Annotated in this window: 11 protein-coding genes; 2 read left to right on the top strand and 9 right to left on the bottom strand. The window is 63.3% G+C overall.

What is annotated here, in order from left to right; all coding sequences use genetic code 11:
* The first annotated feature begins 20 nt into the window (after nucleotides 1–20).
* Nucleotides 21–983: a LysR family transcriptional regulator gene (locus ABD05_RS28295; RefSeq protein ID WP_047903253.1), complete on the top strand. Its 963-nt coding sequence runs from the start codon at nucleotides 21–23 to the stop codon at nucleotides 981–983.
* A gap of 55 nt (nucleotides 984–1,038) precedes the next feature.
* Here the strand turns inward: ABD05_RS28295 and ABD05_RS28290 are convergent, their stop codons facing one another.
* From ABD05_RS28290 to ABD05_RS28270, 5 genes are all read right to left on the bottom strand, one after another.
* On the bottom strand, nucleotides 1,039–1,941 hold the full coding sequence (locus tag ABD05_RS28290) for a LysR family transcriptional regulator (protein ID WP_175804783.1): 903 nt from the start codon (nucleotides 1,939–1,941) through the stop codon (nucleotides 1,039–1,041).
* A gap of 148 nt (nucleotides 1,942–2,089) precedes the next feature.
* Complete coding sequence (locus ABD05_RS28285) at nucleotides 2,090–2,800, bottom strand: SDR family oxidoreductase (RefSeq protein ID WP_047903251.1); 711 nt, start codon at nucleotides 2,798–2,800, stop codon at nucleotides 2,090–2,092.
* Nucleotides 2,801–2,868: 68 nt separating this feature from the next.
* Nucleotides 2,869–3,996, bottom strand: a complete 1,128-nt coding sequence (locus tag ABD05_RS28280) for an alkene reductase (RefSeq protein ID WP_047903860.1) — start codon at nucleotides 3,994–3,996, stop codon at nucleotides 2,869–2,871.
* Nucleotides 3,997–4,095: 99 nt separating this feature from the next.
* Nucleotides 4,096–4,500, bottom strand: coding sequence for a VOC family protein (locus ABD05_RS28275; protein ID WP_047903250.1), 405 nt, complete (start codon nucleotides 4,498–4,500; stop codon nucleotides 4,096–4,098).
* 308 nt (nucleotides 4,501–4,808) lie between these two features.
* On the bottom strand, nucleotides 4,809–5,939 hold the full coding sequence (locus ABD05_RS28270) for an alpha/beta fold hydrolase (RefSeq protein WP_047903249.1): 1,131 nt from the start codon (nucleotides 5,937–5,939) through the stop codon (nucleotides 4,809–4,811).
* A 254-nt stretch (nucleotides 5,940–6,193) separates the two neighbouring features.
* Here ABD05_RS28270 and ABD05_RS28265 point away from each other — a divergent pair, with 254 nt between their 5' ends.
* On the top strand, nucleotides 6,194–6,826 hold the full coding sequence (locus ABD05_RS28265) for a TetR/AcrR family transcriptional regulator (protein ID WP_047903248.1): 633 nt from the start codon (nucleotides 6,194–6,196) through the stop codon (nucleotides 6,824–6,826).
* Nucleotides 6,827–6,877: 51 nt separating this feature from the next.
* Here ABD05_RS28265 and ABD05_RS28260 read toward each other — a convergent pair whose 3' ends face one another.
* The 4 genes from ABD05_RS28260 to ABD05_RS28245 form a co-directional block, all read right to left on the bottom strand.
* On the bottom strand, nucleotides 6,878–8,419 hold the full coding sequence (locus tag ABD05_RS28260; RefSeq protein ID WP_047903247.1) for a UxaA family hydrolase: 1,542 nt from the start codon (nucleotides 8,417–8,419) through the stop codon (nucleotides 6,878–6,880).
* Between the two features lie 48 nt (nucleotides 8,420–8,467).
* Nucleotides 8,468–9,805 (bottom strand): MFS transporter, encoded by a 1,338-nt coding sequence (locus tag ABD05_RS28255; protein WP_047903246.1) that lies wholly within the window; start codon nucleotides 9,803–9,805, stop codon nucleotides 8,468–8,470.
* Between the two features lie 39 nt (nucleotides 9,806–9,844).
* On the bottom strand, nucleotides 9,845–11,152 hold the full coding sequence (locus ABD05_RS28250; RefSeq protein WP_047903245.1) for an enolase C-terminal domain-like protein: 1,308 nt from the start codon (nucleotides 11,150–11,152) through the stop codon (nucleotides 9,845–9,847).
* An 82-nt stretch (nucleotides 11,153–11,234) separates the two neighbouring features.
* On the bottom strand, nucleotides 11,235–12,347 hold the full coding sequence (locus ABD05_RS28245; protein ID WP_047903859.1) for a mannitol dehydrogenase family protein: 1,113 nt from the start codon (nucleotides 12,345–12,347) through the stop codon (nucleotides 11,235–11,237).
* Between the last annotated feature and the right edge of the window lie 10 nt (nucleotides 12,348–12,357).

Raw genomic sequence — 12,357 nt, 5'->3', positions numbered from 1 at the left:
TCGATTCATTAGCCCCCGTTATGCATTCAGCTATCGATCTTCGCCTGTTGCGCAGCTTCGTTGCGGTCGCACGCTCCGGCAGTGTGACCCGAGGGGCAGCCCGGCTGCACTTGACTCAATCCGCACTGTCGCAGCACCTCCGTGAGCTGGCGGATCTGCTCGGCGTGACGTTGTTCGATCGAGTGGGCCGCGGCATTCTGCTCACTCAAGCGGGCGCGGATCTGTTCGGGGAAATCGAGCCGATCCTGGATAAACTCGACGTGACGCTTGCCAACGTCCGAAACCGCTCGCTCGAAGTTCACGGCACGTTGCGCATTGGTGCGATCGACACATACGCAAGATCGCTCGTGATACCGACGATATCAACGCTACTCGCGCGACATTCTCAGCTACACGTGTCCGTTCACGAAATCCCGGCCGCAGCGATCGATCAGGGGCTGATCGAAAATGAACTGGATATCGGCGTGTCGTTCTCTCACTTGTCGAATGCGGACATCGAGCAGAGAACGTTGTTCACGGAACGGCTGGCGCTCGTCCGGCGATCTACCCATCGCAGGATCGGAAAGACCGTCAGCCTGCAGGAAGTTGCGCCCCACCCGCTCGCGCTGCTGAATCGGGCATTCGCCATGCGCGGGCAGATCGACGCCGCATGTGCGAATGCAAACATCGCGCTGAACGTTCGGGTGGAGGCCGCCAATGTCGATTCGCTGATACGGCTCGTCGAGAGTGCCGACTACGCAACGATCGCGAGCCCGCTGGCAGTGCAGCCCGGCTCGCGAATCGTAACGATGACTATCGTGGACGACGGCCTGGCGCGCATCGCTGCATTGCGCTGGCGACGCGGCAAGACCTTTACACCCGCCATGGAGCGTTTTGAAGAGGCGCTGTTGCAAACGATCCGTTCGTCTGGCCTGGAAACGCCAGGCGACGATTCGGTACGCACGTCAGAGCCATCCCGCCGTCCGCGTATTGGGAAGCGCTAACGGCATTCTGAACACGCCTGCGGCGCAGACGTAACCGCTGCTCCGGAGGCGGATACTACCCGTCGCCCCAACTCCGTACGGACGTGAGCGATTCGCGGAGAAATTCCGCGAAAACACGGACGCGCGGTACCAGCAGGCGGCCGTGAGGCAAGATCGCATGCAACGGCGCGGCAGCTAGCTTGTATCCGGGCAGCACACGCCTCAGGCGCCCGGCACGAAGATCGTCACCGACGTCCCAGATCGATTTCACTGCGATTCCGGCACCGGCAAGCGCAAAACGATGAGCGGCCTCACCGTCGTTCGTCAAAACCCTTGCCGTGACGCGGATCGACGTTGGCTCGTCGGCGATAAATTGCCATTCCACACGGCGTTGCCGGCCGATCAGAATACAGGCGTGGCCCGTCAGATCCGATGGTGTTTTGGGCACGCCGGCACGCTCAAGATAGTCCGACGATGCACACAGCACGCGGAAATTGGGCGCGAGCGTTCGGGCAACCAACGACGAATCGGGTAGTTCGCCGAACCGTACAGCGAGATCCCAACCACCGTCGAGCAGATCGGCGACCGCGTCGGAAAGATGCAGTTCGACAGTCACATCGGGATGAAGGTGCTGGAACCGACTGACAATCGGTACGATCCATGCACGCCCGAGTTGCCCCGGCGCAGTCACTCGCAAGCTACCGCTCACATCGTTGCGACGCGACTGCAACAGCGTCTCTGCCTGTGCGATTTCATCAATGATGCGCAGAACCTGTTCGTGGAATAACGTGCCCTCTTCCGTCAACACTTGCCGTCGCGTCGTTCGCAGCAGCAAGCGCACACCGACGGTGGCTTCAAGTTGCGTCAGTCGCTTGCTCACGACGGAAAGCGGCAAATCCAGATGACGCGCGGCCGCGGACAAACTACCGTGGGATACGATTTCCGCGAACGTGAACAGCGCCGGAAAATTGTCTAACAAGCGTCTCTCCCCGAAATCGATATTCGCGACAAATACAGCGCGCGGCGTGTCCCGAAGAACGACGATCGAGCATTCCCGACTAGTCGATCGGCACGCCCCGCCAGGACCACGCTGGTCCTGGCGGGATCAAAGTTCAATCGACGAGGCGCTACGCGATCGCGCCACCCCCGTCGACCAGCACCGTCGAACCCGTCGCGTACGGGGTCGACGCGAGGTAGAGTATGGCGTTCGCAACGTCCTCAGGTTGCCCGACACGACCGGCCGGCAATCGTGCCGCGGCGCCTTCGTACATCCTGTCGCGCGTTTGCGCATCGATCTTCGACCAGAGAGGTGTCGCAATCAGGCCCGGGGATACCGTGTTGACACGTACCGGTGATAGTTCAAGCGCAAGTCCTCGCGCCAGCGATTCGAGCGCTGCGTTGATCGCGCCTTGCAAGACCGAGGTCTTGCTCGGCCGCACACTCAGAAAGCCCGACACGAATGTCAGGGAACCGCCTTGCCGAATGCGGACGGCCCGCGCGACGCGATACGCTCCCCAGAACTTGCTGTTCATCGCCGCGTAGGCGTCGGCGAGTTCCAGACCGCGCACCGGACCCGTGGGTGTCTGGGCGGCCGACACGACAACGTGGTCGAATTCGCCTGCCGAATCGAGAAATGCACGTACGCTCGCGTCTTCGGTAATGTCCATGACGCCGGTGCGCACGCCATAACCGATCCTATCTGCGCTCGCCGTCAGCTTTGCCGCGTCGCGCGATGCAATCGTCACGCTCGCTCCGCACTCCGCAAATGCACGCGCGGTCGCTTCTCCAATCCCGGAGCTTCCGCCAACCACCAACACCTTTTGATCATTGAGTTTCATCGCCCGTTTCCTCCGTTAAAAAGTGCGTTCCCGTACGCAAAGCCGTGCCCGTAGCACGCATCAAAAGTTCAGGACGCCGCTTGTGGCAAAGAGTCGTTGGCTCTCCAAGCCGGATAGTCGCTGTAGCCGTGGGTGTCACCGCCGAACAACGTGTCGCCGTCGAAGTTGGCAAGCGGCAGATTCTCTGCGAGACGGCGCGGTAAATCCGGGTTAGCGATGAAGTTTCGGCCGAAAGCAACGAAGTCGGCGTAGCCATGCGAAAGGACCCAGTTTGCGCGCTCGACGTCGTACTTTCCCGCGACGATGATCGGTCGCGTGAAACGTGCGCGAACCTCCCGCCGAAAGATCTCCGTGAATTGCGGTGCGTCGTCCCAATCGGCTTCGACGAGGTGCAGGTAAGCCACGCCGCGCGCTTGCAGATACCCCGCGACATCGAGGATCGTCGGCAAGATGTCAGGACACGCCATGCCGCGAGCCGTCAAAAACGGGGCGATACGGATTGCCGTGCGCGATGCGCCGACCTCGTCCGATACGGCATCGACGACCTCCGTCAGGAAGCGTGCCCGGTTCTCGCGCGAGCCTCCGTATTCGTCGGTCCGAACGTTCGACGTCGTTCGGAGAAACTGATCGATCAGGTAGCCGTTTGCACCGTGGATTTCGACGCCGTCGAAGCCTGCCGATATTGCGTTGCGCGCGGCCCGCCTGAAATCCTGGACGACCTGCTTTACCTCTGCCGTCGACAACGCACGCGGTATCGGACAGTCGACCATCGCTCCCTTTCCCGTGAGCGGATCGACTTTCCAGATCTGCCCTTCGAACGCCACCGCCGATGGCGCGACCGGCAATGCACCGTCGTGGAAAGCCGGATGCGACATCCTGCCTACATGCCAGAGCTGTAAAAAAATGCGCCCTCCCTCCGCATGCACCGCCTCTGTCACGGTACGCCAGCCTTCGATCTGCGCGTCGCTGTGAATGCCAGGTGTAAACGAGTAGCCCTTGCCTTGCGGAGAAATCTGCGTGGCTTCGGTCACGATCAGCGCCGCTGACGCACGCTGCGCGTAATAACGCGCGTTGTCGGCGGTCGGAAAATCGCCGGGCTGAGCGCTTCGAGCCCGGGTCATCGGGGCCATCACAACCCGGTGCGTGACGTCGCGTCCGGCGAGCGTGGCGGCGGTAAAAAGATTAGGATCGCTCATCATGAAGAAATATTCGGTGTATTGAATCGGCAATCGCCATCTGGCAAATGCACCAGGCGTGTCCATCGCTAACGGGTGACGTGCGGCCGACACACCGACTTAAATTGTCGGAATCTCGCTTTGACTATTGGTTGTGAGCGTCGTAACGAATTCGACGCAAACGCCCGGCGCAATAGACACGAACAGCTGCAGCTCGTTGGACAACGGTACGTCACTCAATGTGTAGCGGATCCGCCTGCTGGTCAGCCGCTCGATCAACGCCTCCCATTCGCGGTGTGCGTCGACGCGCAGCGCAATGTGATCGATACGTGGTGCGCTACGGCCTGTCTGCGCAGGAAGCGTCGCGCGCGTAACGTGAATCATCGGGTGACTATCGAGGTACAACCAATAGCCGTCCACGCTGAACGGCGGTCGAGGCCCGGTATCGAGACCGACAACCTCATCGAAAAAGCGGCGGGTACCGTCTATGTCATCGGTGACGATGGTGGCGTGGTCGAAATGCATAACTCATGTCTATACGAGAGCGCGATGTTGTATTTTGTTGCACCTCGGTCGATCTTGATAATTGGCTTCGCGATTGAATGATTTTCAACGACGACAAGAAGATGGGAAGTGCATGTTTCCACCCTTCCGATCAGCCGAGTCAGTTGCGGAGAAAATTGAACAAGATCAAAAAGGAAAACGGGTGCGCCCCACAAGGTCGCACCCGTTACGTCCCCTCGCCATACCGGGATATCTCCCGATCACTAGCATAAGCCGACCGGCAACTCCTGGCCGATCGCCCGCGCGAACCGGATAAGACGGTTCTCGTCCTAACTGTTGACGTGATTCACCCCGCCCACCTGCCTGGCGAAAGCGAGGAGAAGCGCGCTGAGCCGAGCCGGCTGCTCCTGTTGAATCCAGTGACCGGCGCCGTCGATCAACTCGATGCCACCCATCCTCGTCGTCGCCTTCGTCCTCATGAGATCGAGCGCGCCCGGCGACACATAGGTCGCCCAATCGCTCTTGCCGCCGATGAAAAGCGACGGGACATCGATCGTCCTGCCCGAGAACAGGCGCAATTCAGCATTCAAGGCAGGATCGGTATAGACACGGTAAGTCTGCAAGCCGCCCTGGAACCCGGTGCGGCCATACTCCTCCGCATACACGGCAAGTTCGGGTTCGGTGAGCCATTGACAGGCCTTGACCTCGGCAGCCGAAGGTTGGAATGGAGCGACGTTCTCGGGCATCGTCTTGCCGCGTTCCATGACGTAATAGGTCGGTACCTGTGCAAACTCTTCGGCCGTTCGCGCCTTCAATGGACGCGGCCTGTTACCCGGCCAGTCCGCGCTCTTTACGTAAAAGAATGTCCGAAGAAACGCGTGCAAGCCTTGCGGGGGGTGTGATAAGTCGTGGTTTGCTTCGCTTGTGCTGAGATATTGCTGATAGATCACTCTGGGCGGATCGAGCGCTGCCAGCGCGGCGGCCAGCTTCTGATTGTCGGTGTTCGGTTGAACCGACGATGCGCCGCTTTCCGCAGTGTTGAATGGGAATGCCGGCGTGCCGGGGAACGGCGCACTCAGCAGCACCACCGACGGAAACACATCAGGTCGGGCCACCGCACAATAGGCCGCGACGGGCGATCCGAAGTCGTGCCCGACCAGCATGGCCGTCCGCTGATACCCCAAGGCCGAAACCAGCCCGAGTGCGTCGCGCGTCACGTTCAGCAGGCTGAAAGGCGCAAGCGGCGCGTCATAGTCGTTCACCCAGCCGGTGGTGCGACCGAAACCTCGCTGGTCGGGCGCCACGACATGGTAGCCGGCATCAGCCAACAAGGGCATCAGGTGTCGCCAGCCATAGGCCAAATCCGGGAAGCCGTGTAGCAGCAGCGCGAGCGGCCGGCCGGGGCTCTCGAAACCGGCCTCGAGGATATGGACATCGAGGCCGTTGACGCCGTGGATCATGCGCGAGCGTACCTGCTTGGGGAGCGTTCCACCCCCATACGGTGATGCGGTCACGTCAGTTCCTCCCCCAGGGTTTGCACTCGCTGGTCGAAGCAGGGCCACAACCAGGCTGGCCGCCCCCATCGTCAAGACAGCTCGCCGGGACGCCGACGGCTCGATCTGGTCGCGTGGCATAGTTCACCCCAAAATATGGTGATCACCATACTATGGCGATTGCCATATATGAGTCAAGCGAGACGTGATATGGTCGCGGCATGACACGTAAAACCGACGCCCGCACACGCGCGATTGCCACGGCCACGCAACTGTTTCGCGTTCAAGGCTACACAGCGACTGGATTGACCCAGATCCTCGAGGAAAGCGGTGCGCCCAAAGGATCGTTCTACTTCCACTTCCCGCGCGGCAAGGCGCAGCTCGCAGAAGAAGCCATCGATCAGTACGTCGCGAGCAGAATGGCCGTGCTACGGAAAATATCCGCGGATACGGCGGGTAACGCGCTGGATTTTGTCCATCGGCTCTTCGAAACATTCGCGGCCGAGATGGTCGACTCCGATTTCCAGTATGGTTGCCTGATGCAGAACCTGGCGAACGAGCTGCCTGCGCTCAACGCCGAGCTGACCGAACGGGTAGCGCGCGGGTTCGTGGATTCGACCGAGATCATTGCGGCGCATTTCAGGGGCTGCGGGTTCTCTCCGATGCATGCGTCCTCTACCGCAGCCGCGTTGGTGGCCGCCCTCGAAGGCGCACGAACCATCGCCCGCCTGGAACGCACGCCGGCCATATTCGAGGCGCTGGCGAAGGTCAGTGTCCAGACGTTGGCAGCTTCGGAGTGCGATCCGAACTCGATCGCTCCACCCGAGCATGGAAAGTCGAACCAGGCGCTTTAACAGTTGGGGAATGCCAGAGAGTCGAGTGCGCGCCAGGTTGAGCACCTCGTGTTACGTCACCACGCCGACCTGCCAGGGCACGAACTCGTTCTGCCCATAACCGTGCAACTCGCTTTTCGAATACGCGCCCGATGCGCAGTCGAGCATGCGCCTGAAAATGTCGTCGCCGAGCTGGCCGACCGTCGTCGTGCCGTCGATCACGCCGCCGCAATTGATGTCGATGTCCTCTTCCTGACGCTCCCACAGCGCCGTATTCGTCGCAAGCTTCAGCGACGGCGCCGGCGCGCAGCCGTATGCGGATCCGCGCCCCGTCGTGAAGCAGATCAGGTTCGCGCCCGACGCGACCTGCCCGGTCGCGGACATCGGATCGTAGCCCGGTGAATCCATGAAGACGAGGCCGTGCGCATCGATCCGCTGTGCGTACTCGAACACGTCGACGAGGTTCGTGGTGCCCGCTTTCGCGATCGCGCCCAGCGATTTCTCGAGGATCGTCGTGAGTCCGCCCGCCTTGTTGCCGGCCGACGGATTGTTGTCCAGCGCGGCGCCATTGCGCGCGCAATAGCCTTCCCACCACGCGATTCGCGCGAGCAGTTTCTCCCCGACCTCGCGGCTGACGGCGCGCCGGGTAAGCAGATGCTCGGCGCCGTAGACCTCCGGCGTCTCGGAGAGTATCGCGGTGCCGCCCTGGCGTACCAGGCGGTCGACCGCCGCACCCAGCGCAGGATTCGCGGAGATGCCCGAATATCCGTCGGAGCCGCCGCACTGCAGCCCCACCACGAGATGCGATGCCGGCACCGCAACACGCGCCGTGCGGTTCGCATCCGCGAGCATGTCCGTGACCATCGCGATGCCGCGTTCGATCGTCTTGCGCGTGCCTCCGCTTTCCTGAATCGTGAAATGCCGCAAGCGTGCGGCATCCGCGTGCCCGCCTTCGCGAAGCACATCGCCGATCTGATTGGTCTCGCACCCGAGGCCGATGAACAGCACCGAATGGAAGTTCGGATGCACGGCGTAGCCGGCCAGCGTTCGGCGCAGAATCTCGATCCCCTCGCCCCGCGAGTCGATTCCGCAGCCGAGCCCGTGCGTGAGCGCGATCACCCCGTCGATGTTCGGATATCCGGCCAGTGCCTGCGGGTGCACATCGCGCCGGAAATGGTCGGCGATCGCGCGGGCTACCGTCGCGGAACAATTTACGCTCGTCAGGATGCCGATGTAATTGCGCGTCGCGATCCGTCCGTCAGCCCGGCGAATGCCCATGAAGGTCGCCGGTGTTTCGTCGAACAGCGTCGGACTCGCGGCCATGCCGAAGTCATGCTCGCGCGCGAACTCGGCCATGCCGAGATTGTGCACGTGCACGTGCTGGCCGCGCACGATCGCTTCGCGCGCGACGCCGATGATCTGGTTGTAGCGCCTGATCGGCTCGCCTTTCGCGATGTCGCGCGTCGCGATCTTGTGACCGGGCGGAATCAGGCCGGCAACGACGAGCGCCTCGGATGCGATCCGGGCGCCGGATACGAGCTGGCGCGTCGCGATCACGACATCGTCATTCGGATGCAGTCGGATCGCGGCCTGTTCGGTGGCGGAGATGGTCATGATGATGATCCTGGATAGGTCGTGTGAGGTGGCGAGCCGGTGGAGGCTTCACCGATGCGTGCCGACCTGTGCACCGCCGTGCGTGCCTTCGGCCGCCGCGTGCCCCATGCCGCGCAGCGAACGCAGCAGCAGCACGCTGACGAAGCACAACGCGGCGACGACCACGAAGCCGGCGCGCGCATCGTGCGACGCCGCGTCCGCGAACGCCTTGATCTGCGGCGACACGAAGCCGCCGAGATTGCCGATCGACACGATGAACGCGATGCCGCTCGCCGCGCCCGTCCCGCCGAGATAGCGTGTCGGCAGGCACCAGAACACCGGCTGGCACGCGACAAGGCCGGGAATCGCGATGCAGAATGCGAGCAAGGTCAGCGCCGGCGTATTGATCACGGACAGCGACGCGAACGCGAGAATCCCGACCGTCAGCATGCCGGCCGCGACCTGCAGATGATTGTCGCGACGATCCGCGAAGCGGGTCGCGACGATCATCGCGGCGATCGTGCACAACCAGGGAATCATCAGCAGCAGACCGATTTTTCCATTGATCTGGGAGCCCATCGTCGCGGCGAATTTCGACGGCAGGTAGAACGCGAGCGGCGCATTGCCGATCTGGATGCAGAAGTACGCGGCAATGAACGTCAGCACGCGGCGGTCCTTCAGCACGCCGAACACGGTCGTCGACAGATGCCGCGGCTTCGCGCGCTCCTCGGCGTCGAGTGCGCCGCTCAGCGCCCGCTTCTCGTCCTCGGTCAGCCAGCGCGCGTCTTTCGGCCGGCTCGTCAGGTAGAAGAACGCGATCACGCCGACCACGGTCGCCATCAGGCCCTCGACCAGATACATCCATTGCCAGTTCCGCAAGCCGAACATGTCATGCATCTGCAACAGGAAGCCCGACAGCGGGTTGCCGATCAGCATCGCGATCGGCACGCCGAAGTAGAAGAGCCCGAGCGCGCGGGCGCGCCCCTTCGCCGGAAACCAGTAGGTCAGGTACAGGATGATCCCGGGAAAGAATCCGGCCTCCGCCGCACCGAGCAGGAAACGGATCCAGTAGAACTGCGTCGGCGTGTGGGCAAACATCATCGATGCCGACACGAAGCCCCACGTCACCATGATTCGGCTCATCCATACGCGGGCGCCGACGCGGTTCATGATGAGGTTGCTCGGCACCTCGAACAACGCGTAGCCGATGAAGAAGATACCGGCGCCGAATGCGAACGCGGCGTCGCTCAGGCCTGTGTCGGCCTGATAGGCGATCTTTGCGAAACCGACGTTCGCGCGGTCGATGAACGCCAGCGCGTACATCAGCGTCAGGAACGGCAGGAGCCGGATCGCGGCCTTCCTGACCGCGCCGGCGAGGTGCTGCGATTGTTGCGGATCATGGGTCATCGTTGTCTCCGGGATTGTTCTCGTCGTGGGGCCGATCGCTCACGCCCGCCATTCGGGCCCGTTCGGGTACGCAAATGCGTCGAGCGATGCCGCCTTCATCGTGACGCCGTAACCGGGCGCCTCCTGCGGCATGTAGCGCCCGCGGCGAATCACGATCGGCGCCTCGAAATGCTCGTGCAGGTGATCGACGTATTCGAGCACGCGCCGATCCAGCGAGCCCGACACCGCGATGTAGTCGAACAGCACGATGTTCTGCGAGTACTGGCACAGGCCGACGCCCCCGCCGTGCGGGCACACCGGCACACCGAACTTCGCGGCCATCAGGACGACGGCAAGCACTTCGTTCAACCCGCCGAGCCGCGCGGGATCGAGTTGGCAGAAGTCGAGCGCGCCCGCCTGGAAGAACTGCTTGAACATCACGCGGTTGTGCGCGTGCTCGCCGGTCGCGACGCCGATCGGCCCGATTCGCTGCCGGATCGTCGCGTGACCGAGAATGTCGTCCGGGCTGGTCGGCTCTTCGATCCACCACGGGTCGAACTGCGCGAGCACGCGCATGTTCGCGACGGCCTCGTCGACGCCCCAGTTCTGGTTCGCATCCATCATCAGCTTGCGCTCCCAGCCGAGCTCCTCGCGCAGGATCCGCGCGCGCCGCACGTCCTGCTCGAGATCCGCGCCGACCTTCTGCTTCAGGTGCGTCCACCCGTCCGCGACCGCCTCGCGTGCGAGCATGCGCATCTTGTCCTCCGGGTAGCCGAGCCAGCCCGCCGCGGTCGTGTAGCCCGGGTAGCCGTGCTCGTGCATCTCCCGTTCGCGCAGCGCCTTGCCCGGCGCCACCCGGCGCAGCATCGCGACGGCTTCCTCGCGGGTCAGCACGTCGTCGATGTACGTGAAGTCGACGCAACTCACGAGTTGTTCCGGCGTCATGTCGACGAGGAGCTTCCAGACCGGTTTTCCGGCAGTTTTCGCCCAGAGGTCCCAGATCGCATTGATCAGCGCGGCCGTCGCGAGGTGCACCACGCCCTTCTCGGGGCCGACCCAACGAAGCTGGCAATCGCCCGCGACCATCTCATGCCAGTACGCGCCGAAGTCTGCCGTGATCTCCACGAGCGAGCGGCCGATCACGAACAGCTTCGCGAGCGACTTCACCGCCTCGACGCACAGTTCGTTGCCGCGGCCGATCGTGAAGGTCAGGCCGTGCCCGTCGATGCCGTTCCGCGCATCGGTGACGAGCGTCACATAGGTTGCCGAGTAGTCCGAATTTCCGTTCATCGCGTCGGAACCGTCCATGCTCTTCGACGTCGGGAAGCGGATGTCGCGTACCTGCACATCGATAATGCGTGTCGTCATCGCCGTTTGTCTCCTTGTCGTTTCATCTTGTCTTGTCGCCGCGCCCGGACGCCACTGCAACGGGCCCGCACGCTGCGGCCGTTCATCCAAGCGCCGCGATCAGGCGCGGCTGCCCGATGGGCAACTTCAGCGCGCGCGCCATGTCGAGCACCGGGCGCAGGCGTCGCATCTTCTTCATGTCGTGATTGCCGGCAATGTCGGCCAGCCGGTGCGCAAGGAATGGATTCGCGAACCGGTCGCGAACCTCGTCCAGATACGAGAGCGCCGCGTCGCGCTCGCCGAGCGCGACGAACACCGGCATCACCTCTTCGTTCCACACCGCTTCGAGCGGTTCGCGGTAGGCGGGATCGTCCATCGCCGCGCCGACCGTCATGTCCGCCGCACTGCCGAGCGCGAGCCATTGCTGCGCGAGCATCGTGTGTCCAAGATTGAGCAGCAGCAGTTTCAGGCGCTCGTAGCGCTCGAGATCGTCGGTCACGACGATGTCCGGGTGTTCGCACGGCAACGTCATCCCGGCGGTGCGCTGGACGGCCCACAGCGCATACGGCTCGGCAACCGCGCCGACCGGATGGATCGGCTCCGACACGATGCGGTCGACGAGGGAATTGACCCACACGCAGCCCCCGATCAGGTAATCGACGAATGCCGCGTCCGCGCGCCAGCCCCGCGCGACGCCGACCACCAGGTCGCGCAGCGTGTCGCCGTTGCGGGCGACGAGTTCGCACGGCAGCAGCGTAATGGGCGCACCGCCCGCCCGGAAGCGCTCGTGCAGGAGCACCGCAAGCTTCGCCGCGAAGCCGCGCGGCGTGCGGCGCCCGTCGAGCAGGTCCGCACCGTCGTCGTCGAACAGCGCATAACCGCTGTCGCCGGTGTTCGATACGATCACCCGGACGTCGAGCGCCACGCGCTCTCGCAACAGCGCCCAGTCCTCGCTCGCATGCAGCGCTTCCGTGATCGCGACGCAGTCGACCTGCCGGTCGATCGTCGCGCCGCTCCGCCTGCCGCGGATTCTCACCGGATAGCGCCCCGCCGCGCGCAGCGCATCGATGCGCGCGCGACTCTCGGCGCTCGACGTCGTCTGCACGACCGTCACCGCACCGAGCGCACGGCCGACGGCCAGCGCTTCCGACGTGAACAGGTCGACATGCGCCTGCAGGAAGCGGCTGGTACCGAATTGCAGGATCGGATTGGTCATCGGTTTGCCG

Source organism: Burkholderia pyrrocinia (assembly GCF_001028665.1).
Classification (GTDB): Bacteria; Pseudomonadota; Gammaproteobacteria; order Burkholderiales; family Burkholderiaceae; genus Burkholderia; species Burkholderia pyrrocinia.
This window is presented reverse-complemented; position numbering and strand designations above follow the sequence as displayed.